The 26,859-nt window shown below is 69.0% G+C and carries 26 protein-coding genes and 1 riboswitch; of the genes, 11 read left to right on the top strand and 15 right to left on the bottom strand.

Going from position 1 to position 26,859, the window contains the following annotated elements:
• Positions 1–61 precede the first annotated feature (61 nt).
• The 3 genes from AC1DVI_RS13535 (at position 62) to AC1DVI_RS13525 (ending at position 3,785) form a co-directional block, all read left to right on the top strand.
• A complete protein-coding gene (locus tag AC1DVI_RS13535; RefSeq protein ID WP_476958410.1) occupies positions 62–1,750 on the top strand; it encodes an alpha-amylase family protein in 1,689 nt (562 codons plus the stop codon).
• A 63-nt stretch (positions 1,751–1,813) separates the two neighbouring features.
• A riboswitch (FMN riboswitch) is annotated at positions 1,814–1,966 on the top strand.
• A 151-nt stretch (positions 1,967–2,117) separates the two neighbouring features.
• Positions 2,118–2,792, top strand: a complete 675-nt coding sequence (ribB, locus tag AC1DVI_RS13530; RefSeq protein ID WP_476958409.1) for a 3,4-dihydroxy-2-butanone-4-phosphate synthase — start codon at positions 2,118–2,120, stop codon at positions 2,790–2,792.
• Positions 2,793–3,035: 243 nt separating this feature from the next.
• Entirely contained in the window at positions 3,036–3,785 is a 750-nt protein-coding gene (locus AC1DVI_RS13525; protein WP_476958408.1) for a substrate-binding periplasmic protein, read from the top strand.
• A 116-nt stretch (positions 3,786–3,901) separates the two neighbouring features.
• Here the strand turns inward: AC1DVI_RS13525 and mepA are convergent, their stop codons facing one another.
• The 3 genes from mepA to AC1DVI_RS13510 all read right to left on the bottom strand — a co-directional run bounded on the left by mepA (position 3,902) and on the right by AC1DVI_RS13510 (position 6,687).
• A complete protein-coding gene (gene mepA / locus AC1DVI_RS13520) occupies positions 3,902–4,654 on the bottom strand; it encodes a penicillin-insensitive murein endopeptidase (RefSeq protein ID WP_476958407.1) in 753 nt (250 codons plus the stop codon).
• A 312-nt stretch (positions 4,655–4,966) separates the two neighbouring features.
• Positions 4,967–5,815 carry a sugar phosphate isomerase/epimerase family protein gene (locus AC1DVI_RS13515; RefSeq protein ID WP_476958406.1) on the bottom strand — a complete coding sequence of 283 codons (849 nt, stop codon included), beginning with the start codon at positions 5,813–5,815 and terminating at the stop codon, positions 4,967–4,969.
• 176 nt (positions 5,816–5,991) lie between these two features.
• Positions 5,992–6,687, bottom strand: coding sequence for a GntR family transcriptional regulator (locus tag AC1DVI_RS13510; protein ID WP_476958405.1), 696 nt, complete (start codon positions 6,685–6,687; stop codon positions 5,992–5,994).
• A 482-nt stretch (positions 6,688–7,169) separates the two neighbouring features.
• Here AC1DVI_RS13510 and AC1DVI_RS13505 point away from each other — a divergent pair, with 482 nt between their 5' ends.
• The 5 genes from AC1DVI_RS13505 to AC1DVI_RS13485 all read left to right on the top strand — a co-directional run bounded on the left by AC1DVI_RS13505 (position 7,170) and on the right by AC1DVI_RS13485 (position 11,919).
• Positions 7,170–8,156 carry a C4-dicarboxylate TRAP transporter substrate-binding protein gene (locus tag AC1DVI_RS13505; RefSeq protein WP_476958404.1) on the top strand — a complete coding sequence of 329 codons (987 nt, stop codon included), beginning with the start codon at positions 7,170–7,172 and terminating at the stop codon, positions 8,154–8,156.
• Between the two features lie 29 nt (positions 8,157–8,185).
• On the top strand, positions 8,186–8,689 hold the full coding sequence (locus AC1DVI_RS13500) for a TRAP transporter small permease (protein ID WP_476958403.1): 504 nt from the start codon (positions 8,186–8,188) through the stop codon (positions 8,687–8,689).
• Positions 8,690–8,691: 2 nt separating this feature from the next.
• Positions 8,692–9,972, top strand: a complete 1,281-nt coding sequence (locus tag AC1DVI_RS13495) for a TRAP transporter large permease (protein ID WP_476958402.1) — start codon at positions 8,692–8,694, stop codon at positions 9,970–9,972.
• 121 nt (positions 9,973–10,093) lie between these two features.
• Complete coding sequence (locus AC1DVI_RS13490; RefSeq protein WP_476958401.1) at positions 10,094–10,837, top strand: SDR family oxidoreductase; 744 nt, start codon at positions 10,094–10,096, stop codon at positions 10,835–10,837.
• Positions 10,834–11,919: an Ldh family oxidoreductase gene (locus AC1DVI_RS13485; protein WP_476958400.1), complete on the top strand. Its 1,086-nt coding sequence runs from the start codon at positions 10,834–10,836 to the stop codon at positions 11,917–11,919. The genes AC1DVI_RS13490 and AC1DVI_RS13485 overlap by 4 nt, the downstream gene beginning before the upstream one ends.
• Positions 11,920–12,195: 276 nt before the next feature.
• Here the strand turns inward: AC1DVI_RS13485 and AC1DVI_RS13480 are convergent, their stop codons facing one another.
• Positions 12,196–12,996 carry a YajG family lipoprotein gene (locus AC1DVI_RS13480; protein ID WP_476958399.1) on the bottom strand — a complete coding sequence of 267 codons (801 nt, stop codon included), beginning with the start codon at positions 12,994–12,996 and terminating at the stop codon, positions 12,196–12,198.
• Here AC1DVI_RS13480 and AC1DVI_RS13475 point away from each other — a divergent pair.
• The 3 genes from AC1DVI_RS13475 (at position 12,968) to AC1DVI_RS13465 (ending at position 16,764) form a co-directional block, all read left to right on the top strand.
• A complete protein-coding gene (locus AC1DVI_RS13475; protein ID WP_476958398.1) occupies positions 12,968–13,357 on the top strand; it encodes a hypothetical protein in 390 nt (129 codons plus the stop codon). The two genes, AC1DVI_RS13480 and AC1DVI_RS13475, sit on opposite strands and share 29 nt — an antisense overlap.
• Before the next feature lie 76 nt (positions 13,358–13,433).
• Positions 13,434–15,107: a glycosyltransferase family 2 protein gene (locus tag AC1DVI_RS13470; RefSeq protein WP_476958397.1), complete on the top strand. Its 1,674-nt coding sequence runs from the start codon at positions 13,434–13,436 to the stop codon at positions 15,105–15,107.
• Between the two features lie 97 nt (positions 15,108–15,204).
• Entirely contained in the window at positions 15,205–16,764 is a 1,560-nt protein-coding gene (locus AC1DVI_RS13465) for a phytoene desaturase family protein (RefSeq protein ID WP_476958396.1), read from the top strand.
• An 8-nt stretch (positions 16,765–16,772) separates the two neighbouring features.
• Here AC1DVI_RS13465 and AC1DVI_RS13460 read toward each other — a convergent pair whose 3' ends face one another.
• From AC1DVI_RS13460 to AC1DVI_RS13410, 11 genes are read right to left on the bottom strand one after another with little or no spacing between them, the layout of a single operon-like run.
• A complete protein-coding gene (locus tag AC1DVI_RS13460) occupies positions 16,773–17,996 on the bottom strand; it encodes a beta-ketoacyl-ACP synthase (RefSeq protein WP_476958395.1) in 1,224 nt (407 codons plus the stop codon).
• Positions 17,996–18,721: a 3-ketoacyl-ACP reductase FabG2 gene (locus AC1DVI_RS13455; protein WP_476958394.1), complete on the bottom strand. Its 726-nt coding sequence runs from the start codon at positions 18,719–18,721 to the stop codon at positions 17,996–17,998. Before AC1DVI_RS13455 ends, AC1DVI_RS13460 begins: the two co-directional genes overlap by 1 nt.
• A complete protein-coding gene (locus AC1DVI_RS13450) occupies positions 18,718–19,194 on the bottom strand; it encodes a hotdog family protein (RefSeq protein WP_476958393.1) in 477 nt (158 codons plus the stop codon). Before AC1DVI_RS13450 ends, AC1DVI_RS13455 begins: the two co-directional genes overlap by 4 nt.
• The gene (locus tag AC1DVI_RS13445; RefSeq protein WP_476958392.1) at positions 19,191–20,405 is read right to left on the bottom strand and encodes a beta-ketoacyl-[acyl-carrier-protein] synthase family protein; all 1,215 of its coding nucleotides are present in this window, start codon (positions 20,403–20,405) and stop codon (positions 19,191–19,193) included. Before AC1DVI_RS13445 ends, AC1DVI_RS13450 begins: the two co-directional genes overlap by 4 nt.
• Complete coding sequence (locus tag AC1DVI_RS13440) at positions 20,402–21,016, bottom strand: DUF3261 domain-containing protein (RefSeq protein WP_476958391.1); 615 nt, start codon at positions 21,014–21,016, stop codon at positions 20,402–20,404. The genes AC1DVI_RS13445 and AC1DVI_RS13440 overlap by 4 nt, the downstream gene beginning before the upstream one ends.
• Before the next feature lie 49 nt (positions 21,017–21,065).
• Positions 21,066–23,384 (bottom strand): MMPL family transporter, encoded by a 2,319-nt coding sequence (locus AC1DVI_RS13435; RefSeq protein ID WP_476958390.1) that lies wholly within the window; start codon positions 23,382–23,384, stop codon positions 21,066–21,068.
• Positions 23,381–23,983, bottom strand: coding sequence for an outer membrane lipoprotein carrier protein LolA (locus AC1DVI_RS13430; RefSeq protein WP_476958389.1), 603 nt, complete (start codon positions 23,981–23,983; stop codon positions 23,381–23,383). Before AC1DVI_RS13430 ends, AC1DVI_RS13435 begins: the two co-directional genes overlap by 4 nt.
• On the bottom strand, positions 23,980–24,387 hold the full coding sequence (locus tag AC1DVI_RS13425; RefSeq protein ID WP_376962904.1) for an acyl-CoA thioesterase: 408 nt from the start codon (positions 24,385–24,387) through the stop codon (positions 23,980–23,982). The genes AC1DVI_RS13430 and AC1DVI_RS13425 overlap by 4 nt, the downstream gene beginning before the upstream one ends.
• Positions 24,384–26,048, bottom strand: a complete 1,665-nt coding sequence (locus tag AC1DVI_RS13420; RefSeq protein WP_476958388.1) for an ApeI family dehydratase — start codon at positions 26,046–26,048, stop codon at positions 24,384–24,386. Before AC1DVI_RS13420 ends, AC1DVI_RS13425 begins: the two co-directional genes overlap by 4 nt.
• Positions 26,045–26,626, bottom strand: a complete 582-nt coding sequence (locus tag AC1DVI_RS13415; protein ID WP_476958387.1) for a COG4648 family protein — start codon at positions 26,624–26,626, stop codon at positions 26,045–26,047. The genes AC1DVI_RS13420 and AC1DVI_RS13415 overlap by 4 nt, the downstream gene beginning before the upstream one ends.
• Positions 26,607–26,855, bottom strand: coding sequence for an acyl carrier protein (locus tag AC1DVI_RS13410; protein ID WP_104675341.1), 249 nt, complete (start codon positions 26,853–26,855; stop codon positions 26,607–26,609). The genes AC1DVI_RS13415 and AC1DVI_RS13410 overlap by 20 nt, the downstream gene beginning before the upstream one ends.
• Positions 26,856–26,859: the final 4 nt, after the last annotated feature.

Genomic DNA, 26,859 nt, shown 5'->3' with positions numbered 1-26,859 from the left:
TGGAGGGACCTCGGCCGGTCAGCCCTGTTATGGCCTAGGCAGTTTTGTGTGGGGGCGGGCCATGATCAAGGATCTCTGGTACAAGAACGCGGTCATCTACAACCTGTCGGTCGGCAGCTTCATGGACGCCAACGGCGACGGGATCGGCGATTTCCAGGGTTTGCAGCGCCGGCTGGACTATCTGCAGGGGCTGGGCGTGACCTGCCTCTGGCTGGGGCCGTTCCAGCCGTCGCCGATGCGCGACCACGGCTATGACGTGGCCGACTACTACAACGTCGATCCGCGCTATGGCACGTTGGGCGACTTCGTGGAGTTCAGCCACGCCTGCAAGCAGCGCGGCATCCGCGTCATCATCGACCTCGTGGTCAACCACACCTCGGACCAGCATCCCTGGTTCCAGGCGGCGCGCAAGGACCCGGAGTCCCCTTACCGGGGCTGGTATGTCTGGTCGGACAAGAAACCGCCCGACGCCGACGAGGGCGTCGTCTTTCCCGGCGTGCAGAAGACGACCTGGAGCTGGGACAAGGAGGCCCGCGCCTACTACTTCCACCGCTTCTACGAGTTCCAGCCGGACCTGAACACCGCCAACCCGGAGGTGCAGGCCGAACTGCTGAAGGTGATGGGCTTCTGGATCGAACTGGGCGTGTCGGGCTTTCGCGTGGACGCCGTGCCCTTCGTCATCGCGACCAAGGGACCGGAGGTGAAGAAGCCCAAGCAGCAGTTCGACATGCTCCGCACCTTCCGGGAGTTCGTGCAGTGGCGGTGCGGCGACGCGATGCTGCTGGCCGAAGCCAATGTGCTGCCGGACATCGACCAGGAGTATTTCGGCGACGACGGCGACCGCATGCACATGGTCTTCAATTTCCAGGTCAACCAGACCCTGTTCTACGCGCTGGCCACGGCGGACACGCGGCCACTGGCCAAGGCCCTGGACATCACCCGGGTGCCGCGTCCCAGCACCAACCAATGGGGCCTGTTCCTGCGCAACCACGACGAGCTGGACCTCGGGCGCCTGACCGAGGCGCAGCGCAAGCGGGTGTTTGACGCCTTCGGCCCGGACAAGGACATGCAGCTCTACGACCGCGGCATCCGGCGGCGGCTCGCCCCGATGCTGCGCGGCGACCGGCGGTGGCTGGAGCTGGCCTACAGCCTGCTGTTCACGCTGCCCGGCACGCCGGTGCTGCGCTACGGCGACGAGATCGGCATGGGCGACGACCTGTCACTGCCGGAGCGCGACTGCGCCCGCACCCCGATGCAGTGGTCGGACGAGCCGCAGGGTGGCTTCACCAAGGCGGACGACCCCGTGCATCCGGTCATCAGCGGCGGCGCCTACGGCTACGAGCGGATCAACGCCGCCCACCAGCGCCGCGAGCCTTCGGCCCTCCTGAACTGGACCGAGCGCATCATCCGGATGCGCAAGGAATGCCCGGAGATCGGCTGGGGGGACTACCGGGTGCTGCCCACCGGATCGAACGCGGTTCTGGCGATCCGCTACGACTGGCGCAACAACTCCGTGCTGGTCGTGCACAACCTCGACGACCGTCCCCACGAGGTGGCGTTGGCGGTCGATGGCACGGGGGAATCGCCGCGGCTGGTCAATCTTCTGGCGGAGGACCACAACGACCCCGAGGAGGACGGGCGGCATCGCCTGGTGCTGGAGCCCTACGGCTACCGCTGGTACCGGCTGGGCGGGCTGGACTATCTGCTGCGCCGCACGGAGGGGCCGGTCGGCGGGGCAAAGCGGTCTTGACTTTTTCCGGCCCGCTGGGGGACGCTGGCCGTGCCGTCCCCATCCGGGGGCGGCGCATCAGACGCTTGTTCTCAGGGCAGGGTGAAAATCCCGACCGGCGGTAGCCTCTCGCAAGAGGGGGAGCCCGCGAGCGCTCCCGGCCGTCAGGCCGGGAGGTCAGCAGATCCGGTTCAAGGCCGGAGCCGACGGTGACAGTCCGGATGGAAGAGGACGAGCCGGTCATCGACCGTGGTCCGCCCGCAACGCATGGCGTTGGGCGCGGTCCGCGTGCGCTGGCCTGCGACGGCGGTCCGCGCGGGGCATCCCGCGCGCCGCCGGATGTCTCTTTGCGCCCTGATTCAGGCTCGCCCCAACCGGAGTGAGAACCATGAATCAGACCTTTGCCAGCAACCACCTCTCGAGCGGCCTTCTCGACCGCTTCGGCACCGCCGAGGAACGGGTGATCCGCGCCGTGGAGGCGATCCGCCAGGGTGGCGGGGTCGTCGTCGTGGATGACGAGGACCGCGAGAACGAAGGCGACGTGATCTACGCCGCCGAGACCATCACCCCCGAGCAGATGGCCCTGCTGATCCGCGAAGGGTCGGGGATCGTCTGCCTGATCCTGACCGACGCCGACGCGCGCCGCCTCGACCTGCCGCCCATGGTCGGCAGCAACACGGCGCGTTTCGGCACCGCCTTCACCGTCTCCATCGAGGCGCGGGAAGGGGTGACCACCGGCGTGTCGGCGGCGGACCGGGTGACCACCATCCGCACCGCCATCGCCGACGGCTGCCGGCCGGAGGACCTCGCCCGGCCCGGCCACGTCTTCCCGATCCGCGCGCACGCGGGCGGGCTGGCGGCACGGCGCGGCCACACCGAGGCGACCGTCGAGCTGACCACCCTGGCCGGGCGTCGTCCGGCGGGGGTGCTGTGCGAGGTGATGAACCCGGACGGCACCATGGCCCGCCTGCCCGAACTGGTGGCCTTCGCCGAGCGCCACGGCATGCCGATCGTGAGCATCGAGGATCTGGTCGGGGCGATGCGTTTGCGCGCCGCGGCCTGACCGGCCTGGGTTGAGTGAGTGGGACCGGTTCCGCCGTCGTGGGCGGGGCCGGTCCCATCGATCTGTTGGAACGGTCGACTTCCGCTTCCGCCGGAGCGTTATCACACCCGCCCGCTCTTTTCCCATTGAGGGCAACCGGATTGCCCTGTACGCGGTGCCCGGCGATATGCGGAGGCCGCCCTTCGCCGTGCCGCCGCGTGAACGGTCGTGCGCGCGATCCCGGGAATTGAGTGGAGACGGTTGATGAGGACGAGGCTGCGCGTGTGTTTGGCGACGGTGGCGCGATTGATGGTCGCCGCCTTGCTTGTGGCTTCGGCCCCGGCGCGCGGGGAGAACTGGACGGTTGCCTCCGAAGACTATTTCCCGCCGTACAATTTCACCGAGCGCGGCAAGCGCACGGGGATGGACACGGAGATCGTCGATGCCATGCTGAAGGACATCGGCGTCTATCCGGTTCATCGTCCCATGGCCTGGCCGGAAGTGGTGCGTGCGCACGACGAGAACGACGTGGACGTCGCCTTCCAATTCTTCACGTCGCCACGCCGTTTGGAGCGTGGCCATCTGATCGGTCCCTACCGTGTCGGGGCGACCGTTCTCATGGTCCGCAGCAACTCGGAGATCGACTACACGCGCATCGACGACTTGCAAGGTCTGCGGATCGGCGTCGTCGACGGCTTCGAATACACCCCCGAGTTCGACAAATCATCCCTGTTCGAAAAGGTCCGCAGCAGCAGCAACGTCGTGTCCTTCCGCCGTCTGCTTCTCGGCCGCGTCGATGCCATCGCCGGCGACCTGCAGGTGCTCAAATATCTGGCCGAGAGCGAGGGCCGGGCGAGTGCGGTCAAGATCCTGCCCAAGCCGCTGGCCATGGTGCCGCGCTACATCTCCGTTCCCAAATTGCGGGCGGAGAAGGCGGAGCGATTGCAGGCGGCCTACGAAAAGCTCAAACGGGACGGCACCATCGACGCCATCGTCCGCGCCTGGGAGCGGTAGGGACCATTGATGCAGGACACGCGCCGGCAGCGTGTCTGAAGGTCCCGCCGTTGTCGGGCCACCGATGGACCAACCTCCTCCCAGCCGAACCCGAAGACCCGGCTGCCGGCGGAGGCTCAATGCCCCGCCAAAACTTCCAGGCAGGCTGCGGGTGGCTCGGGGATGGGCTTGGGTGGCCGGGGCGCCGGCGCTTCCTTCGGAGGCTCGAACCAGCTCAGAAGGTCCTGGCCGCAGCCGTCGCCCGGCGGAATGGGGGCTTGCGGAACGCAGGCCGTCGATCCGGCCGGGCAGTTCATCCGCACATGGAAGTGCGAGTCGTGTCCGGCCCAGGGGCGAACGGTGTTCAGCCAGGAGCGGTCGCCGTGCTCGCTCTGGCACAGCGCCAGCTTGATCGCCGGGTTCACGAACACCCGCGCGACCTTCGGGCTCGTCGCCGCCAGTTGCAGCAGGCGCGCCTGCCGGGGGCCGAACCGCTCCGGGAGAACGCGCTGCGTCTGCCGGTTCACCATGGTCGGGAAATCCGTTCGCTCCCGCGCATCCCGCGCGAGAGGCGGCTGGTCGAGATCGAACCACACGTCCACGTCGAGGCCGATCTGGTGACTGGCGTGACCGCTTTCCATGCGGCCGCCATAGACCTTGGAGATGTCGCCGATGGCCAGCCGCCCGAGCCGCTCGGCCTGTGCCCGGCGGGCAAGCTCCTGGACGAACGCGACGGTGTCGGGGTGGCCGTGGTTCCGGTTCCGCGACAGGTTGACCGCCTGATAGCCGAGGCCCTCGGGAGGCAGCGTCTGCGCGCCGCGAATGCAGCCGTTGGCGTAGCTGCCGATCGGCTGTGCCGAGAGGGACGGCATCGGCGGCTGCAAGGCCACCCTGCTGAAATCCGTCGGGACCGCGCCGGAAGCCGAGGGTGCCGACCGGGGAACCGAGTCGGCCGCCGGCGCGTCACGGGTGATCCAAACCCCGCAAAGGATCGTCAGCACAGCGAAAGACCATCGTCGAGCCATGACCGGCCTGGACCCTTTCATCGTTGAGCCGATCCGACATTAGCACGGGGCTTGTGGTCTGGGCGTGCATTGGGTGGGAGGTCAGGGTCTCATCACCAAAGCCGCCCGGCACCAAAGCCGCCCGGCGCACACCCGCGAACGTTGGCCCGGGGCGTGCGCCGGCAGCGGCGGGCGTTGTCAGAGACCGTGCTGATCGAGTAGCAGCTGCCCGTCGCGCGCCACGTCGTCGCCATGGTCGAACAGGTTGCGCCAGGACGCGACGCCCGCGGTGATGTCGGGGTGCGACACGGCGGAGGAGAAGGCTTCGACGCCGATCAGGCCCTGATAATTGGCCGCCTTCAAGCGGCGCAGCATCGGGGCGAAGTCGATGGACCCCTCCGTCAGGCGGCCCCGGTGGTTCTGGTCGATCTCGAAATAGCCGAGATGGGGCATCGCCAGTTCAAGCGCGCCCAGCAGGTCGTTCTCCTCGATGTTCATGTGGAAGGTGTCGAGGTGGATGCGGACGTTGTCGGCGCCGATCAGCTTGACCATCCGGACGGCCTGTTCCGCCGTGTTGATCAGGTTGCTCTCGTAGCGGTTGACCACTTCGAGCGCCAGCAGCATTCCGTAGGACGCGGCCCGTTCGGCGACGATCCGCAACCCGTCCGCCGCCGCCTGGAAGTTGGCGTCGCTCGGCACCTTCGACGCCTTCCCGAAGGCGCTGTAGAGAATGCCGCCCATGCGGTCCGCGCCCATGTCGCGCGCCAGGGCGAGCGCCGCGCAATGCCGCTCGATCCCGCGGCGGTGCACGTCCGGGTCGGTGCTCGAAATGTCGTTGTCCACCTGAAGCGGCGAGGTCGCGACCGGCCGGATCCCGGCCCGCTGGCACAACGCGGCGATGGCCGCCGGCTCGATGCTGTCATGGTCGCGGATCGGCACGACGAGCTGGCCGTAGCCGAAGGCCGCGGCGCGCTCGGCCGCGTAGGCGCCGTCCTCGGTGGACCACTTCGGAATCCAGGTGTAGCTGTGGATCGACCGTCTGTTCATCTCGTTTCCTCCTGATCGCGCCCGCGTGCGGGGTCGTTGGTCTTGCCGACGGCTCGCAAAGGGCAAGCGGCCTCCGTCCCCGCAGGTTGTGCGACCGGCTTGGCCTTGCGTTCGTCAGCGATGTCTGGATGAACCGTCCGGTGTTGGGCTCCCTCGGCGGGGCTCCCGGACGGGGTCTATTCGAAGAGAATGTCGTGACGCTTGAGGATGTCGTCGCGCATCGCCTCGATCATCTTCAAATGCGCCAGCAGGAGCGATTGGGTCCCCGCGACGTCGTTCGCCATGATCGATCGCATCAGCTTGACGTGGTCGGCGATCGCATCGTCCTCATGATGGGCCTCCCGAAGCTCGAGGAAGCGCACCCGTGTCAGATGCGTCCTCACGTCGCTCAGCATCTCCTGCAGCATGGCGTTTCCCAGAACCCCGATGACGGTGTCGTGGAAAGCCACGTCCAGTTCGGTGAAACCGACATAGTCCTTCTCCCGCACGACTTGTCTTTGCTGCTCGATCAGCGACAGCGCCTTGGCTTGCGCCGCGCTGTGATCGGCGGTCCTGTTCCAGATGCGCGCCACCTCTCCGAACGCCGACACCTCCAGTGCTTCCCGGATGAACTGGGCCTCCTTCACCTTGGCCGCGGACAGGCGAGAGACCTGCGCGCCGCGCTGCGGCAGAATGCTCAGCAAACCTTCGTTCGCCAGCCGGGAGAAGGCCTGACGGACCGGTGTCCGGCTGACGCCGTACTCGTCGGCGACGGCGTTTTCGTAGATCATCGAGCCGGGCTGGAGCGACAGCGAAATGATCCTCTTCCGCAGTTCCTTGTAGATCACGCTGTCCAGTGTGTTGCGTTCCAACACCAGCCGTTCGTTCTTCACCGTGTGCCCCCAGCCGCTGCGTCAGCGGACATCGCCCTTCCCGAGCCCAGAATCGCGATTATCGCCGGATCGGACGGACCCACGCAAGGTCGCGGCGCCGCTGAACACAGCCCGGAACACGGGTGGAAACGAGCCGACGTCTGGTGTGGCTGGTCGAGCACTTTGACATTATTGGTTGCGCCTCCCTTCCACCACGCCGCCCCCCCACCTGACGGAATTCCGTCCGAAACCGCGTTCGATCAGACACTGATCATGACGCCTTGTGGATGATCCGTAGCATCTTGCATCCTTGGATACAAGTGTGCAAGATGGCCGCAAGATGCGTTGGCTGGGCCGTTCACCGTCCGCGCGTCGACCGTTCGCTCCGCACGAGCGAACAGTAAAAGGTGGCATAAGGGCATTCTCAGGCTCCGCGCTCAAAGCAACGGGCGCCCTTGATCTCAGAACTCATAAGACATTCTAGGGAGTAGGAAGTGACCAACATGTCCAAGCGCCTTGGCGCTTTTCTCGGAGCCACCGCGCTGACGCTGATCGCCGGCATGGGCATGGCCCAGGCCCAGGAAAAGCACATCCTGCGCATGAACCACGTCCACAGCCCGGTCGAAGCCTATCATTCGGCGTTCCAGGAATGGGCCAAGCGCGTCGAGGAGCGGACCAAAGGCGGCCTCAAGATCGAGGTGTTCCACAGCGCCCAGCTCGGCAACGAAGAGGACATCATCGAGCAGATCCGCCAGGGCGCCAACATCGGCCAGAACACCGACGCGGCGCGCCTCGGCAACTATGTCCGCGAGATCGCGGTCCTGAACGGCCCGTACTTCGTCGATACGCTCGACGAGGCCTTCGCGCTGTCGAAGCTCGACACCGTCAAGAAGTGGAAGACGGAGCTGGCGGACAAGCACGGCCTCCAGGTCGTCTGCTTCGACTTCGTGCAGGGCAAGCGCCATGTCTTCGCCAACAAGCCGGTCCGTAACCCGGGCGACCTGTCCGGCCTGCGCATCCGCACCCCGCCGGCCCCCATCTGGCAGGAATCGGTGCGCGCGATCGGCGCGGCCCCGACGGCGATGAGCTTCGGCGACATCTACCCCGGCCTTCAGCAGCGGGCCGTCGACGGCGCGGAACTGACCTACGCCAACATCCGTCCGGGCAACCTCCAGGAGGTCGTCAAGAACGTCAGCGAGACCGGCCATATCACGCTGATCAACTTCGAGGTCGTGAGTTCCGCCTGGTTCAAGAAGCTGCCCGCGGACTACCAGACCGCGCTGGTCGAGGAATGCAGCGCCGCCGGCCAGAAGGTGTCGAAGGTGCTCGCCGACGCCGCCGAAAGCGAGAAGGCCGCGCTGGTCAAGGGTGGCATGAAGGTGACCGAGAACGTCGATCTGGAGGCCTTCCGCAAGGCCGGCGACGCGGCGTATCAGAAGCTCGGCCTCACCGAGGTGCGCGCGGCCGTCTACAAGGAAATGGGTCGCTAAGTCATCCGAAGCCGGCGAGGCCTGCCTTTATGAAGACTCTCTACGACTACGTCCTGAAGCTGGAGGCGATCCTCGCCGGCTTGTTCCTGATGCTGATGGTGGGGTTGCTCCTGCTGGGCGGTGTGGCGCGGATGATGCAGCACCCGCTCAATTGGACCATCGATCTGGCGACCTGTTTCTTCGCCTGGGCGGTGTTCCTGTGCGCCGACATCGCCTGGCGCAAGGACATGCTGATGTCCCTCGATCTGGTGACCGCGAAGCTGTCCGAGCGGTACCAGCGGACCCTGCTGTTCGTGAACTACGCGGCGATCGCGCTGTTCCTCTGCTACGCCATCTACGGTGGGACCCTGCTCGCCTGGACCAGCCGGTCCCGGACCTTCAACGGCATTCCCGGCGTCAGCTATTCCTGGGTCACCGCCAGCATCGCCGTCGGGGCGGCCCTCATGCTCATCACCACGCTTCTCAAAATTCGGACGCTGATGCGGTCCGACGGCGTCCCGTGCACCGCCGCCGCCAGCGGGGAGGCCGCCTGACCATGCTGCTTGTCGTTCTGGCCTTCGCGGTTTTCCTTCTCATCGGCATGCCGGTCGCGTTCGCGATCGGCATCTCGGGGGTCCTGTTCTTCCTCCAGCACCCGGAGCTGCCCTTCACCATCCCGCTTCAGGTGACGGTGTCCCAGACCCAGAATTTCGCCCTGCTCGCCGTTCCCCTGTTCATCATGGCGGGCAACTACATGAACCGGTCCGGCATCACCGAAAGCCTGTTGAATCTGGCGTCGGTGGCCACCGGACACTTCAAGGGCGGGCTCGCCCAGATTTCCATCGTCCTGTCGGCGCTGATGGGCGGCGTGTCGGGGTCGGCCATCGCGGACGCGGCGATGCAGTCGCGCATCCTCGGCGAGGAGATGACGAAACGGGGCATGTCGCGCGGCTTCACCGCCGGCGTGATCTCCTTCACCTCGCTCCTCACCCCGCTGATTCCCCCGGGCATCGGCATGATCCTCTACGGGACCATCGGCCAGGTGTCGATCGGGCGGATGTTCGCGGCGGGCTTCGCCCCGGCGCTTCTGCTCGGCATCGCCATGAGCATCGCCGTCTGGTACACCTCCAACAAGCGCGGATACCCTCCCGAGCGGGCGAAGCGGGCGTCGCTGGCCGAGGTCGGCAGCGCCCTGAAGGGCGGCGTCTGGGCGCTGCTGTTCCCGGTCATCCTGCTCGTCGGGTTGCGCATGGGCATCTTCACGCCCTCGGAGATCGGCGCCTTCGCGGTGCTGTACGCGCTGTTCATCGGCTTCGTGGTCTACCGCAGGCTCAAGACGAAAAGCTTCATCGAGGCGCTGGAGATCAGCCTTGCCGACGTCGGCTCCGCGATGTTCCTCATCAGCCTGTCGGCGATCTTCAGCTACGGCATCGTCTTCGAGCGCATTCCGGAAGTCATCGCCTCGTCCCTGACCAGCCTCACCGACAACGTCCAGCTGGTGATGGTCCTGATCGTCCTCCTGGTTGTGGCCGCCGGGCTGTTCATCGACGCGACGGTGATCATCATCATGATGACCCCGATCTTCCTGCCCGCCGTGCGGGCGATGGGCGGCGATCCGGTGCATTTCGGCATCGTCTTCATCGTCGCGGCGACGATCGGCAACTTCACGCCTCCGGTCGGGGCGGCGATGTTCACCGTCTGCTCGATCCTGAGGGTGTCGGTGGGCGCCTATGTGCGGGAGTCCCTGCCCCTGATGGTCGCCATCGGGCTGACGACCCTGCTTCTGATCTTCGTGCCCGAGTTGATCCTCCTGATCCCGAACCTGCTCTTCGGATGATGGCGGCGTGCCGGTTGCGGCGGCGGAAACGCCGCCCTCCCGGCCCGTCCGATGGAGACACCGAATCCCTGCATCCAAACCGGCGCCCCGTACGGCGCCGACTGGTGGAGTTCCAAACACGATGACCGGCAGACTAGACGGAAAACGCGCCCTGGTGACCGGCGCGGGACAAGGCATGGGACGGGCCATCGCGCTCGCCTTCGCCCGGGAGGGGGCCAGCGTCGTCGCGGCCAGCCGCACGCTGTCCAAAATGGAGGACCTGCCCCGCATCGATTCCCGGATCACCCCGATCGCGCTCGACGTGACCGATCCGGTGGCGGTCCGGCGCGTCGTCGCCGAGGCCGGGCCGCTCGACATCCTCGTCAACAACGCCGGGTGGGTCCACAACGGCACGATCCTGGACTGCAGCGACGAGGATTGGGCGCGCAGCCTCGACCAGAACGTCACCTCGATGTTCCACACCATCCGCGCGGTGCTTCCGGGCATGATCGAGCGGCGCCGGGGCTCCATCGTGAACGTCGCCTCGGTGGCGTCGAGCCTGACCGGCGTCGCCAACCGCACCGCCTACGGGACCAGCAAGGCGGCGGTGATCGGCCTGACCAAGGCCGTGGCCCGCGACTTCATCGGCGCCGGCGTCCGCTGCAACGCGCTGTGCCCCGGCACCACCCACTCGCCATCACTGGAGGAGCGCATCCAGTCGAGCGCCGATCCCGAGGGCATGCGGGCGCAGTTCGTCGCGCGCCAGCCGATGGGCCGCCTGGGCACCGTCGAGGAGATGGCCGCCGCCGCGGTGTATCTGGCCAGCGACGAGTCCGGCTTCATGACCGGCGGCCTGCTCGTCGCCGACGGAGGGCAGACGCTGTGACCGGACAGGCTCAGCCGACCGCGCGCTACCACGCGGATTCCCTGGACTCCTTCTGCCGCGCGGTGTTCCTGGCCGCGGGAGCGGACGAGGCGACGGCGGACGCGGCCACGCGCGCGATGATGCACGGCTCCCGGCTTGGGGTCGACAGCCACGGCGTGCGGCTGCTCGGGCATTATGTGGCCACGATGACCCGGGGACGGGTGAACCCGCGTCCTGCATTGCGCGTCCTGTCCGAGTTCGGGGCCGTCGCCACGCTGGATGCCGACCACGCCCACGGCGCGCTCGGCGCCTACCGCGCGCAGGAAAAGGCGGTCGAACTGGCCGGCCGGTTCGGCATCGGCGCGGTTGCCATCCGCAACAACTCCCATTTCGGTCCGGCCGGCGCCTTCGCGCTCGCCGCGGCGGAGGCGGGCTGCATCGGCATGGCTTTCTGCAACTCCGACAGCTTCATGAGGCTGCACGACGGCGCCGAGCGCTTCCACGGCACCAACCCGATCGCCATCGCCGTTCCGGTGAAGGACGGCGATCCGTGGCTGTTCGACATGGCCACCAGCGCCATTCCCTACAACCGCGTCCAGCTCTACCGCAGCCTCGGGCTTGCGCTTCCCGAAGCCACCGCGTCGGACCCCGAGGGGCGCAACACCACCGATCCCGAGCGGGCCGAAATGCTGGCGCCGCTGGGCGGAGAGTTCGGCTTCAAGGGGGCCGGGCTCGCGGGCTTCGTGGAAATCCTGAGCGCCGTCCTGACCGGCATGAAGCTGAGCTTCGAGATCCTGCCGATGCCGGGGCCGGACATGAGCACGCCGCGCGGCATGGGCGCCTTCGTGATGGCGATCCGTCCGGACGCCTTCCTGCCGCGGGAAAACTTCGAGGACAACATGGCGCGTTATCTGGCCGCTCTGCGCGGATCCCAGGCCGTGCCGGGCCGAACGGTCATGGCGCCCGGCGACCGCGAATGGGCCGAGGCGGGGCGCCGCAGGACGCTTGGCATTCCCATCGACCAGACGACCATCGACACCTTCAACCAACTTGCCCAGGCCTATGGCATTCCCGCTCCGGTCCCGGCGGGCTCGCCAACATAAGGCCGAGTGGGACTGGACGGCTCTGTCGCACACTCGTCGTGCGCGCGTAATGATGGCAGGGCGGGTCCCTGTTTCCCGAACAGTCGGGTAAGCTCGGTTCGCCCAGGATGAAAGGCGAACCCGGCGACGGGGAAGCGGGGACCGGATCAGACCCCCTGGAACCGAACGATTCCAGGGGACTGTCTGTTATGAGGGCGGAAAAGCCCTGGATTGTTGAGACGCAACCGGTTGCCCGAGGCTGCGCCATTCACGGCTGTTGCCGGTTTCCAACGCCGTTCAGCGTGCTCTGACAACGGTGAGGAAGGCGGGGTTGTCGAGGGCTTGGTCGATGGCCGCCTGCATGCTGTCGTTGGTCAGTTTGCTCAGCTCCTCAACCGAACCGAAGACACCGGTTACGAACGGGTTTCCCGTGTCCTCGCGGTCGTCTTGCACGACCTTGCTGTAGACCGGCTGGCCCGTGCTCTTATCCAAAACCGCGACACGGAACCGCGCGTGCGCCTCCTTGCGGACCAACTGACTGCAATCGAGCTTCTCGACCGTGATGTCCAGGCCGTAGCTTCCGCCATTGGTCGAGGCGAGAAGGCCGCGCGCGTTGAGAGCGTCCTCGAAAGCCTTGTGCACCACGTCCTTGACCGGGCCTGACGCTTCGATGGTCTTCAAGGCGTTGCCATAACCGCCGCGGATCGCACCCAGATGCTTGCCGGTGTATTTGCGCGCGTCCGTGACGGTGAGCACCTCGACGTTCGGCTTCGCCAACGGTGGTCTCTGCACGGCGGCAGGACTGTAGGTCATCGGGACCTGATGCGTCGAGCATGCGCCCAGCAAACTTGCCGCCATCAGCGCACACAGCGCGGCCATTCGCATTCCAATTTCCCCTTCGGTTGTCGAGGCGGTCTCCTCATGCGCATTCATGAACGGAAAAACCACCGGGGCGAGCATATCCATGGATGCGGGGTAGGGGAACTGAAAATGGCAGGCAGGCCATTGACTGCAACCATTCAAACAGGAAGTATGCCGTCCTCGCGTCACATCGACAAAGGACAGGCCTGTGCGCAATATTCTGGCGGCCGCCGCCATTCTCTTTCTCGCCGCCTGCCAGACCCGGCCGATCACGACGACCCAGGAACACGCTGTGCCCCCTGGGGCGCAGGCCCTGCCGCTGAACGCCATCGAACTCGCCATCGTCGAGGCCGGTGCCCGGCGCGGCTGGCGTTTCCAGCACCTTACGGATGGACAGGTCCGCGCCACCTACACCAAATGGCCGTGGGTGGCCGAGGCCGATGTGCTGTTCTCGAACCGGAGCTACCGCATCCAATACGTCAGCGCCAAGAACATGGAGCGCAGCAACGACGGGGTGGAGCGGGCCTACAACCGCTGGGTTGGCAACCTCGAACGCGACATTGCGGCCAAGCTGGACCAGATCGCAGATCGCCGCTGAGTTCGATCGCTTGACGTTGCTCCGCCAACAGGGGTAGGAGGTCGCTTCTCCGACCGGCAAGCCTCATGGAGACGGCATGAGCATCCGGGCCTGCGCCATCATCCCCAGCCACAATCACCATACGGCGCTCGGCGGTATCGTCGCGGCGCTGCGGGGGCATGGGCTGGAGGTCATCCTGATCGATGACGGCAGCGGTGAACCGGCCCGCACCGCCATCGCGGCACGGCACGCCCCCGCGGACGGGGTCGAGGTGCTGCGGCTGGAGGTGAACCGGGGCAAGGGCGGCGCCGTCATGGCCGGACTCCGGCGCGCTCATGAGCGCGGTTTCACCCACGCGGTGCAGGTGGACGCCGACGGGCAGCACGACCTTGCTGCCGTTGCCGACCTCCTGTCCACCGCGGCGGCGCATCCCGATGCGCTGGTCAGCGGCCGGCCGGTCTATGACCACTCCGTCCCCTGCTCACGGCTGATCGCGCGCTGGGCCACCCATGTGTGGATTTGGGTGGAGACGCTGTCGCTGCGGGTGAAGGACAGCATGTGCGGCTTCCGCGTCTACCCCCTGGCCCCCACCATGGCGGTGCTGGACAGCGAACGGCTCGGCACCCGCATGGACTTCGACCCGGAAATCGTCGTCCGCCTGTTCTGGCGTGGCGTTCCGCTGATCCACATCCCCGTGCGGGTGGTCTATCCCGAGGGAAACACCTCCAACTTCAACCTCCTGCGGGACAACCTGCTGCTGACGCGCATGCACACGCGCCTCGTGCTGACCATGTTGCTGCGCCTGCCCTCGGTGCTGCGCAACCGTCCGCCAAGAACGGGAGCCGACGCGCACTGGTCGACCGTGGGGGAGCGGGGCGCCTGGTGGGGCATGAGGCTGGTGACGCTGGTCTACCGGCTGCTCGGCCGGCCGGGCTGCATCGCGCTCCTGTGGCCGGTGGTCAGCTATTTCTATGCGACCAACGCCGTGGGGCGGCGGCATTCGCTGGACTTCCTGGCGCGAGCCAACGCGGCGAAAGGCCTGCCCGCTCCTTCCTGGCGGGACGGGCTGCGTCACCACATGAGTTTCGCCGTCAAGGCGCTTGACACCTTCATCGCCTGGGCCGCCCCGGAGCGCACCGGTCCCATCGCCGTCGACGGCGCGGAGGCGCTGAGCCGCCTCGCCGCGGAGGGGCGGGGGGCGCTGCTGATCGTTTCGCACCTGGGCAACGCCGAGTTGTCGCGGGCCCGCCTGGGGACCCGGTTCGAGAAGGACATCAACGTGCTGCTGCACACGCGGCACGCCGTCCGCTACAACCGGATGATCCGCTCCGTCCGTCCCGACGCCGCGGACCACACCATACAGGTCACCGACATCGGCCCGCAGACCGCCATCGATCTCAAGGAGAGGGTGGAGCGTGGCGAGTGGATCGCCATCGCCGGGGACCGCACACCGGTGGAGTTCAACGGCCGGGTCAGCCGGGTTCCGTTCCTCGGCCGGGAAGCCGCCTTCTCGCAGGGGCCTTACGTGTTGGCGGCGTTGATGGGCTGCCCGGTCTATCTCCTGTTCTGCCTGCGCGAGGGGCAGGGCCACCGCGTCACCTTCGAGCCCTTCGCCGAGCGCATCGAATTGCCGCGGCGCGGGAAGGACGACGCGCTCGCCGCGCTTGCCGCACGCTATGCCGCAAGGCTGGAACACCATTGCTTGCGCGACCCACTGCAATGGTACAACTTCTTCGACTTCTGGGCCGACCCGAAGGCCGGACAGCGGTGAGACCACTCTACGGAATTTTACAGCCTGAGATGGCATTGCGTGGGGCGTGGCGTTTAGAATGTTGGGCTCTCGTCCTGCATTGCCCGGCTTTCCTTCCATGACGCATCGTCCCTCGTCCGGTCAGTCCTCGGCGTGGCCGATGCCGACGTTCGGCGGTTGGCCGGCCGGGGAGCACGAGCATCATGCGGTGGTGGTCGGCGCCGGGATCGGCGGGCTGTCGGCCGCGGCGACCCTGGCGGCGCGCGGCCTGAAGGTGCTGGTGGTTGAGGCGCACGACCGGCCGGGAGGCTACTGCTCGTCCTGGCTGCGCAAGGTCCGCGGCCGGGACGGTTCGGTGGGGCGCTACGTCTTCGACGCCGGGGTGCAGGATTTCAGCGGGCTGGGGCCGCGTGGCCCGCTGCGGCGGCTGCTGGACGGCCTGGGCGTGGCGCAACGCATGGATTGGCGCCGGGTCCGCCACCGCTATGTGCAGGACGGCCTGTGCCTGGATGTGCCGGACCACCCGGCGGATCTGGTGACGCGCCTCCAGGCGCTGTTCCCGCAAGAGGCTCAGGGGATCGCCGCCTTCTTCGCGGAGATGGGGCGCGTCTATGCCGATCTCTACGCCGATGTGGACGAAACCGGCGGCGTGCCGACGCCGCCCGCCACGTTGGAGGCCATGCGGTCCTGGACCGCCCGCCGGCCCGACGCCTGGCGTTGGATGCACCGCCCCTACGCCGAGATGCTGGACACCCATCTGCGCGACCCGCGGCTGAAGGCCCTGCTGACCACCATCAGCGAGTACGTCACCGACCGCCCCGAACTGCTGCCCGTGCGTGAGATGGCCCCGCTGTTCGGCTACTATCTGGAAGGCGGCTGGTACCCGGCCGGCGGCTCTCAGCGGCTGGCGGACCTGCTGTGCGCGGTGGTGCGGGAGCGGGGCGGCGCTGTCCTTCTGCGCACCCGCGCCGAACGCATCCTGACCGAGGGCGGCCGGGCTGCCGGCATCGCCACCGCCGACGGAACGGTGCACCGGGCGCCGCTGGTGCTGGCCAATTCCGACGTGGTCGGCACGTTGACGCGGCTGGTGGACCCGGCGCTGCTGCCCAAACGCTACGCCCAGCGTGTGAAGGGTCTGAAGCGCGGCCCTACGGCGGTGCTGGTCAGCCTCGCCGTGGATGGCGTTCCGGACCTGCCGGCCCGCGTGTTCGTCGGGGCGGACGGCCTGCATTTCGGAATCGGCAACCCGAGCGCGATCGATCCGTCCCTGGCCCCCGAGGGCCACGCTGCCGTCACCATGCTCTGCCTGCGGCCCGAACCGGAGGCCGCGGAATGGTTCGCCGCCGACAAGGCCGCCAACCGCCGGCGCAAGGAAGCCTTCGCCAACCGTCTGGTCACCGCTGCGGAGAGCGTGCTTCCCGGGCTGCGGGGGCGCATCCTCTACCGTCAGGCAGCCAGCCCGACGACCTTCACCCGCTACGCGCTCGCCGACAACGGCGCCATCTACGGCGCCGCCCGCGGCCAATGGTGCCCGCCGAACAAGACGCCGTTGCCGGGGCTGATGCTGGTCGGCGCCGGCTGCCAAAGCGGTCCCGGCGTCGAGGCGGTGGTGATCTCCGGCATGAGCGCGGCGAACCTGGCGACGGGGGTCCCGGCGGAGGCCAAGGCGGCGGAGTAGGCGCCCGTCTACCCGCGCCGGAACACCAGCGACGTGTTGATGCCGCCGAAGGCGAAGTTGTTGGACATCAGGAACTCGGTGTCGATCCGCCGGCCCTCGCCCATGACGTAGTCCAGCTCGGCGCAGCGTTCGTCCACATTGTCCAGGTTGGCGGTGGGGGCGAACCAGCCCTCGCGCATCATCTCGATGCCCAGCCACGCCTCCAGAGCGCCGCAGGCGCCCAGCGAATGGCCGAAATAGCTCTTCAGCGAATGGATGGGCGCGCGCGGGCCGAAGACGGCGTGGGTCGCCGCGGTCTCGGCGATGTCGCCCCACTCGGTGGCCGTGCCATGGCCGTTGACGAAGCCGATGGCGTCCGGAGTCAACCCGGCGTCCTCCAAGGCCATGCGCAGGGCGATCTCCATGGTCCCGGCCTGCGGCTGGGTGACGTGGCTGCCGTCGGAGTTGCAGGCGAAGCCGACGATCTCCGCATGGATGTTGGCGCCGCGGGCAAGGGCGCGCTCGCGTTCCTCCAGGACCAGGGTGGTGGCGCCTTCACCGATCACCAACCCGTCGCGGTCGCGGTCGTAGGGGCGGGGGCTGGTGTGCGGGCGGTCGTTGCGGGTGGAGGTGGCGAACAGCGTGTCGAAGACCGCCGACTCGGTCACGTCCAACTCCTCGGCGCCGCCGGCGATCATGGCGTCGGCCTTGCCCCACTTGATCGCCTCGTAGGCGTAGCCGATGGCCTGGCTGCCGGAGGTGCAGGCGCTGCTGGTCGGGATGATGCGGCCGGTCACGCCGTAGAACAACCCGATGTTCACCGCCGCCGTGTGGCTCATCATCTGGATGTAGCTGGTGGCGTTGAGCGTCTTCGACGCGCCCTGGGTCATCAGCTCGGCGAAGGCGATCACCGGGGCGGGGCTGCCGAACGACGATCCGTAGGCGATGCCCATGCGCCCGCCGCGGACGAACGGATCGTTCAGCAGGGCCGCGTCGTTGAGCGCCTTTTCGGTGGCGTAGACCGCCATCCGGGAGACCGGCCCCATGGTCCGCGTCTTCTTGCGCGGGTAGCGGTCGTCCACCGTGAATCCGGTCACCGGGGCGGCGAGGCGCGTGTTGATTCCGTGGAAACGGTCCCATTCCGCCATGGTGCGGACGGCGGTTTCGCCCTTCGCCATGCGGGCGCGGATGGTCGGCCAGTCCTCGCCCAGCGCGCTCACCCCGCCCATGCCCGTGACGACAACCCTGCGCATCACACCATACCCCCGTTCACCGCGATCACCTGCCGCGTCACGTACGCCGCCCCCTCGGAGCAGAGGAAGGACACCACCGACGCCACCTCCTCCGGCTGGCCGGCCCGGCGCATGGGAACCAGCTTCAGGGCCTCCTCCATGGGCAGCCCGTCGGTCATCTGCGTTTCGATGATGCCGGGCGCCACGCAGTTCACCGTGATGTTCCGTTTCGCCAACTCGATCGCCAGCGCCTTGGTGGCGCCGATGATGCCGGCCTTCGCGGCGCTGTAGTTGACCTGTCCGCGGTTGCCGATCAGACCCGACACCGACGACAGCGTCACGATCCGCCCGCCCCGGCGGGCCGAGACCATCGGCATCACCAGCGGCTTCAGCACGTTGTAGAAGCCGTCGAGGTTGGTGTTCAGGACCGAATCCCAATCGTCGTCCGCCATGGCCGGGAAGGCGGCGTCGCGGGCGATGCCGGCGTTCAGGACGGCGCCCCAATAGGGGCCGTGCGCCTCCATGTCGGCCTCCAGCGCGGCGCGGGTCGCATCGCGGTCGGCGATGTCGAAAGCGAGCAGCCGGCCCTCGCCGCCGGCCCTGCGGACGTCGGCCAGCGTCGCCTCGCCGCCGGCCGCGTCGCGGCCGTAATGCACCACCATCGTGAAACCGTCGGCGGCCAGCCGTTCCGCGACCGCGCGGCCGATGCCCTTGCTGGCGCCGGTGACCAGGATCGTCTTCTTCATCGTTTGACCTGTACCCCTTGACTGGCAAGCAGCGCGGCCGTGTCCTCGGGCTGGTAGACGGTGAGCTGCGCCTTCGCCAGTTCCTCCCCGGTGCCCGCGCGCGTCACCACACAATCGAAAGACCCGATGTTCTCGTCCCGGAAGACCGGGGCCACCGACACCTCCAGCCGCTCGCCGACGGCGAACCAGGGGACGGAGGCGCGGAAGTCGCGCGTGCCCAGCAGCAGCCCGAGGCGGACGTCGCCGCCGGCTTCCCTGGCCTCGGCTCCGACCTGGGCGCCGCAGGTCTGCGCCATCCACTCCACGGCGACATGGGCCGGGACGCCACGCCCCGTCACCACGAAGGGCGCCCCCTCCCGCACGGTCAGCGCCGACACGAAGCGGCCGTCCACCTGTCCGACCGCCTCGTCCAGCAGGATCATCGGGCGTGCGTGCGGCAGCAGATCCTCGATGGGCCACGGATACGCGCTCATCGCCATTCCCCCCGGCCCAGCACCAGGGCCACGTTGCTGCCGCCGAACGCGAAGGAGTTGCTGAGCATCGCCGCCGGCCCGTCGGGAAGCGTGGCGCCCGGTTTGATGGCGCCGGTTCCGATCAGGTTCAGCGGCGGAATCTCCGGGTCGGCCACGCCGTCCCACAGGTGCGGGGGCAGCAGGCCGTTCGGGTTGTGCGCCGGGTTCAGCGTCAACCACAGGAACGCCGCCTCGCAGGCTCCGGCGGCGCCCAGCGTGTGACCAGTCATCGCCTTTGTGGAACTGCACGGGGTTGCTCCGCCGAACAGCGCGTGCACCGCCTTGCCCTCCATGGAATCGTTCAGCGCCGTCGCGGTGCCGTGCAGGTTGACGTAGGCGATGTCCGCCGGCGTCAGCCCGGCGTCGTCCAGCGCCGCCCGCATGGCGGCGAAGGCGCCGCGGCCCTCCGGGTCGGGGGCGCTGACATGGTGCGCGTCGGAGCTTTCGCCCACGCCCAGCAGCCGCACCGGGGCGTCCTCCGCGGTCAGCAGGAAGACCGCCGCCGCCTCGCCGATGTTGATGCCGTCGCGATTGGCGCTGAAGGGATTGCAGAGGCCCGCCGACACCGCTTCCAGCCCGCTGAAGCCGCCGAGCGTGGTGCCGCACAGTGTGTCGGCGCCGCCGACGAGGGCGGCGTCGCACAGCCCGGCGCGGATCAGCCGCCGGGCGGACGCGAACACCTTGCCGCTGGAGGAGCAGGCCGTCGCCACCGTGTAGGCCGGCCCCGGCAGGTCGAGCGCGCGCGCCGCGAACTCCCCCGGCCCGCCGGTGGCAAGCTGGTCGTAATGGAACGGCCCCGTCCACGCGCCGTCGCGGCGCATCGCCGCGAAGCCAGCCTCTGCCTCGGCCATGCCCGAGGTGCTGGTGCCGATGACCACGGCGATCCGGTGCCGGCCGTGGCGCGCGGCCGCCGTTTCGACGGCGTCGCGGATCTGCTCCAGGGCCAGCAGCAGCAGGCGGTTGTTGCGGCAGTCGTAGGTCTCCAGCCCCGCCGGCACCGGCGGCAGCGGCGCGTCCACCGAACCGACATGCACGGCGCGGCCGGGCACGAAGCCGGAGCGCGGGCGCAGGCCGTCGCGGGTGCCGGCAAACAAGGCGTCGGCGACCGCGCCCGTTCCGGTGCCGATGGGGGTGGCGAGGCCCAGGGCGGCAAGTCCGAGTGGACGGCTCATTGCGCCGCCGCCGTGGATGCCGGCGTGGGCGCCGCTGTGGACTGCACTTCGATCTCGTAGCCCCAGGCGAGGTTGGCGTAGCGCAGCGTGCCGTTCCACGGCGCGCCGTCGGCCCAGCTGCGTTCGGCGCGCAGCACCTCCTCGCCGCCGATGCGCACGCTGCGCCGGTGCGCGTCGGCGCTCAGCGTGCCGCCCGCGGGAGCGAGCGCCTGCCGCACGACCGCCTCGGGCCAGTACAGCACGACGATGTCGGCCAGCATGCTGCCCGGCCGGAGCGCCGGGGGCAGCCAGGGGGCCGTTTCCACCTCCAGCCCGGCATCGCTCCAGGTGACGGTCATGGCGCGGCGGCCCAGGCTGTCCACCCCGACCAGCAAGAAGCGCTCCGGCGTGACGCTGATCCGCCCCTCGAACACGAAGGTCTGCCCGTCGCGGCTGGCGGTGATGAGCTGCGCCGCCTCGACGCTATGCCCGAGATCGGACGGGCGCGGCAGGGCCAGCGGCTCACCGGGGGCGAGCAGCGGCGTGCTTGGGTCCGCCGGGCCGCTGCCGGGCACGGAGGCACACGCTCCGAGCAGGAACAGGAGCGCGACCCACCCCTTATGCATGGTCATGACGTGAGGTGATTTCCCAGAAGCGAATCTGACGTAAAGCATACACCAATCAGAGTAGGCGCGCATTGTTTGTGGTTTCATTATGGCGTGTGCCGCGCGCGGCCAGCGGTGCGAAAAGAAAGGCAATGGAGATTCCAACCAGCATGGTCACGCCGAAGCTGTGCACCGCCGGAACGGCGCTGAAGGCCAGAAGCCCGAAGGACAGCAGGGTCGTCAGCGTCGCCAGCCACACCGCCAGCATGGTCACCGGCTGCTGCTCCACGCCGCTCTCCGCGCAGAAGACGGCGTAGTCCACGCCGATGGAGAGGATCAGCACCAGCGCCATGGCATGGAAGAAGGTGAAGTCCTGGCCCATCAGCCCCACCGCCGCCGGCGCCAGGAGGAGCGCCGCCCCGGGTGGCAGCAGCGCCCACAGCCCCCCGCGCCAGCCGTAGCGCCACATCAGCACGGGCAGCATCAGCAGCCCCGCCAGCCCGGTCAGCAGCAGCGCCCGGTGCCGGTACTTGGCGAGCAGCGCCGAGAAGTCCGCCGTCGGATTGACCAGCCGGACGCCCGCCGTGCCGGCCACCGCGGCGCGCACGGCGTCCGGATCGCTCAGCCCCTGCAAGGCCACCACATGCAATCCCGGCCCGAGCACGAGTTCGCGCAGGAACGGCACGCTGTCCGCCGCCAGCGCATCGTCCAAAGTCAGCACCCCCTCCGGCGCCTTATTTCGCTCGGCCGGCGGCAGGCCGAGGCTGGCGCGCTGCGCCGCCAGCAGCGGGGCGTCGAGCGCCGTGGCGACCAGCGCGCGGTTTTCCCGCTGCGTCCGGGCGGACGGCACGAAGGCGGCCGGCATCTGGTAGCCGGCGATGCTTCCCTTCGCCTTCAGCCCGGCCAGCGTGGCGGCGAGGTCCTCCTGCCGCCGCAGCGCCGCCTCGTCGTCCGCGGCCTGCACCAGCAGGAACTGCGCGGCGGTGGTGGCGCCGATCAGCCGTTGGATCTCGTCCTGCTCGTGCCTCAGGTCCGCCGAGACCGCCTGCAACCGCCGGACGTCGTCGTCCGCCGACAGCCGCGCCAGCCCGACCGCTCCGGCCAGCGCGCAGGCCAGCACAAGAACGAGGCGCACGCCACGCCAGCGCCGCTCCTCCCAGAAGCTCCACAGGCCCGCCGCGGCGCGCAGCATCCAGGCGCCGTGCGTCAGCCGTCCCGCCCGGTCGAGCGACGGCAGCCACAGCACCACCGTCAGGAAGGCGCCCACCAGCCCGATGATCGAGAAGGCGGCGATCTGCCGGAGCCCCGGAAAGGGTGCCAGCATCAGCGCCGCGTAGCCGATCAAGGTGGTGACCAGCCCCAGCGCGATGCCCGGCAGCACGTGGCGCAGCCGGTCGCGCGGGCTCCCCGACAAGGGGTCGAACAGGCTGGCGTTGTAATGCAGGCTGTAGTCCACCGCCACGCCGATCAGGCCGGACCCGAACAGCAGCGCCGCCACATGCAGTTCGCCGAACAGCAGCAGGCTGCCGCTCAGCCCGACCATCATCCCGACGCCAAGGGCCAGCAGATTGTGCAGCAGCGGCCCCGGCCGGCGGAAGGCCAGCCCCACCAGCAGTATGGTGCCGACCAATGACAGCGTGCCGAGCGTGGACGCCTCGGCGATCGCGGTCTTGGAGCCGGCATGGGCGAAGAACACGGCGCCCAGCCGTTTCACCGTAACGCCCGGCATGTCCCGAACGGCGGCGTCGAAGGCACCGACCAGCCGGTCCTGCAGGTCCAACTCGAACGGCTCGCCGGCGAGCACGGCGCTGACCAGCACCCAGGTCGTGCCGTCCTCGGTGACGCTGAGCATCCCCTCGTCGGGGGTGAGGCGCGACAGCGGGAAGGGCAGGTTGGTGAGGAAGGAGGGCAGCAGCAGGAACGGGTCGTTGCGCAGCAGCCCGGCATCCACGAGCCCGGCGAAACCGAACGCCTGGGACAGCGCGCGGGTGGCGACCTCCTCCCCCTTGCCGGCCGCCAGGAGCGCCCGGTCGCCATCGCTGAGCAGGCTTTGGCGATGGGGGAAGTAGAGAGCCCCCAGCCGTTTCAGCCGGTCGACGTCGATGCCCTCGCCGATCCGCTCCACCTGTCCCGTGGCCAGAAGGGCGTCGCCAAGCGTCGCCGCCGCCTTGCGGGCGGTTTCGCGGTCGGCGTGGCCGACCAGCGCCAGCACCCGGCGACCCAGCGCCTTGGTCACCGCGTCGTTGGCGCGCTGCAGGACAGGGTCCTGCTCCTCGCGCGGCAGCAGGGCCAGCAGATCGGTGCGGAAGCCCAGCCCGTCGTGGAGGCGCAGCGCGAGATAACCGCTGGCCAGCAAAACGAGCGCGAGCCAGAGCAGCGCGCCCAGACGTCTCACGGGCGCGCCGCCGAGGCCAGCAGCGCCGCCTCGTCCACCGTCGGCGGCTCCGCCTTCAAAAACTGGTCGCGGAAGGTCAGGCGGTCGCGGTCGCCGTCGGGCTTGACGATGTCCACCTCGTCCACGAAGCGCCCGCCGCGCACGTCGATGGCGCGGATCGGCATGGTCGGGTCGTCGGCCCGGCGCGGCGTCAGGTGGAGGGTCCAGGCGTCGGTGCTGCCCCCGCGCTCCACCGCGAACATGTCTTCCAGCGCGTTCCAGTCTCCGGTCAGCGCGCCGCCCAGCATGGTGTAGAGCTTCGACATGAAGGGCAGGCGCGCGGCGGGCAGGCGCATGGTCTCGTTGCCCTTCACCTCCTGCACGAGACCGGCGGGGCTCATGACGGTGGTGACGGCGAAGGGGGTTTCGGTGCGCCAGATCAGCCCGCGGCCGGGCGCCAGGGCGAAGCGGCCCTCGCTCTTCAGCGGCGCCTGGAAGCCCTTGAGGAAACGCTCCTGCACGAAGGCGCCGCGCAGCACCTGCCCCTCGCTCAATGTTTCGGCGGCCAGCGCCGGAAAGGCGGCCAGCAGCGCCAGGAGGAGAACGACGATGCGCGTCACAGCAGAGCCCTCACCTTGTCCGTGAACACCGCGGGGCATTCGAAGCACAGCTCCCCCCCGTCCTCCTTCACCGCGAGCTGCACGGTGCGCGCCTTGGTCAGCAATTCGCCGCTCGGCTCGTCGTGGATGCGGTAGTCGATGCGGATGCGGTTTTCATACTCGACCAGCGTGGCCGTGATCCGGATCGACTGGCCGAAGCGGATCGGCCGCACGTACTTCACATGGAGGTCGACGATGGGGAACACGTATCCCGACGACGCCATTTCCGGGTAATTGTAACCGATGCGGTCGAGCAGCGCGCAGCGCGCCTGCTCCAGATACCGGGCATAGTTGCCATGCCAGACCACCTGCATGGGGTCCAGGTCGTAGAACTGCGCGCGGGTGCTGACCTCTGCCGAAATCATGGGGCGATCCCCTCCACGCCGATGGAGCCGGAGGACAGCGTCTCGTCCCCGCAGCGGTACTCGAAGGTCAGGCGCCGCCGTGCCGGGGCGTGGCGCAACGCCAGCGTCACCAGCGTGTCCGGAACGGTGACGCGCCGAAACTTCACCTGGAGCGACTGCGCCGCCTCGATCCCGAGGCCGAGATGCGCGTTGGCGAACATCACCGCCCAATCGATCTGCGCCACGCCCGGCACGATCGGCATGCCGGGGAAATGACCATCGAGCTGCGCAAGGCCGCCGGGAATGAAGAGGTCCAGTTCCACCCCGTCGGCAAGCGGCCGGACGGCGCGAACGTCGGGGGCGGTTGGCCGATGTGTGGCGATCTCAGACAGGGCGGTCTCCTGGAACAGGGCGGCGATGTCGGCCTGCCGGCGCTTGCCCAGCGCGCCATCCGGCAAACGGCTCACGAAACGCCAGCGGCGCGGCAGGCCGGCGGGCTCCTGGACGGCGGACAATTCCCGCCGCAGCAGGCGGCCGAAGCGGAAGGCGCCGAGGTCCGCCAGGCGCGCCGCGCCCTCGGCGCTCGGCACCACGACGGCGCAGAGCTGCTCCAGCATCAGAGCGGTGGCGTCGGCCACCAGGGGGGAGCGGCGCAGCTGCGCCTCCACCTCGGGCAGGCTGACGCGCTTGCCCTCCACCTTCGCGATCCGGTCGGCGCGGCCAAGGACGCGGAAGCCGCCGTCCTCAGCCATCTCCACGAGGTCCGAGCCGATATGCTCCCGACCCTCGACGTGCGTCGCCCCGACCCGCAGGCGACCGTCCGGGGTGCGTCCGGCGACGACGCCGGGCAGCGGGCGCCAGGACGGATCACCGGCCTCTCGGCGGCGGTGGGCGATGGCTCCGGTTTCGGTGCTGCCGAAAATCTCGGTGATCGGCGTGCCGAAGAGGGCCGCCGCTTCGCGCGCGGCCGGCTCCGGGAGAGGGGCTCCGGCCGACAGCACCAGCGCCGGACGCCGCGACGGCGGCAGCGGCGCGATGCCTGCCAGCCGCGTCAGGTGCGCCGGGCTGGTGACCAGCACGGACTCCGCGTCGAGCGCGGCCAGCGCCGTCTCCCACAGTTCGTGCATGGCGCTGGCGAAGGGACGGCCGGTGACCAGCGGCCACAGCAGGCGGAAGTTCAGACCGTAGACGTGCTGGTGGGGGACCGTGGCGTGCACGCGGGCGGCTGGCCCGGCGAGCCGTCCGAGCACAGCCTCGGTCGCCAGCGCTTCGGCCTCCAGCATGCCGAGGGTGCGCACCACCCGCTTCGGCTCGCCGGTCGAGCCGGAGGTGAAGAAGGTCAACGGCGTCTCGGGGTCGAGCGGGGCCAGCGTCATCCCCTCGCCACCGGGGCGTAGGTCGTTGCCGACCGGCACGGCCCCGTCCACGGTCAGGGCGGCCAGCGTTCCCGGCTGGGCGTTGGGCGGTATCGTCACCTCGGCGCCGGCGTGCAGCAGCGCCAGCAACCCGACCGCCCCCCAGTAGCCGTCCGCCGCGACCAGAAGCCCGCGCCGGCATCCCTTCAGCCGTGCCGCGTTGCCGGCCACGTCGGCGCGGAAGCGGGCGAAGGTGACGCCGTCGGCAACCGGCGCGTCGTCCGGCCGCCCCACGGCGAACAGGCGGGAGAGCGGGATGGCGCTCATGCCCCGGCGTGCCTCCGGCGCAGGGAGCGGCGGACCAGGATTTCGCCGCCGAACAACAGGCCCATGACGATGTAGGCGATGAGTCCGGTCCACAGCGCCCACGCCTCGTCGCTGCCCCACAGGGCCAGCGCGCCGGCAACGGCGGCGTTGAACACCAGCCAGACGGTCCACACCACGGTGACGGTGCGGCAGTAGGCCTGACCCGCCGGCGGCAAGTCGGGCTCATGAAGACGGGCGAACCGCTCGACGAGGCTGGGCGGCTGCCGCAGCGAGGCGCCGAACACCGCCGCGGTGCCGAGGCTGAGCGCGACCGGATAGGCCTTGGCCGCCAGCGCGCCATCGAGCGCGGCGAGCAGGCCGACCAGGGCCGCCGCCGCCGCCAACGGCAGGCGCCAGACCCGTGCCTCAGGCGCGGAGCAGGCGGCAATGCGTGCGCCGATCAGCACCAGGGCCACCGCCACGAAAGCCAGCGGCGGCACCAAAGCCCGACCGCCATAGACCAGCACGGGATAGAGGGCCCCGGCGACGACCAGGGCCGCGACGCCGAAGGGGACCGGCCTATTCCTGGAGGAGGGCATGCACGCGGTCGAGAACATCGCCGACCGTGCGGACGCTCTTGAACTCCTCGGGCTTGAACTTGCGGCCGGTCAGTTCCTGCAGCTTCACCACGAGGTCGACCGCGTCGATGCTGTCGAGGTCGAGATCCTCGAAGAGCCGCGCCTCGCGGGAAATCTTCTCGGGCGGCACCTCGAACATGTCTTCGAGATAGCTCTGCAGACGTGCGTAAATCTCATCCGGCGTCAGCATGGCC

The organism is Azospirillum sp. P4_B5, from assembly GCF_056402275.1.
Note: the sequence above shows the minus strand (reverse complement) of the source record. Positions and strands in the feature narration are given on the sequence as shown.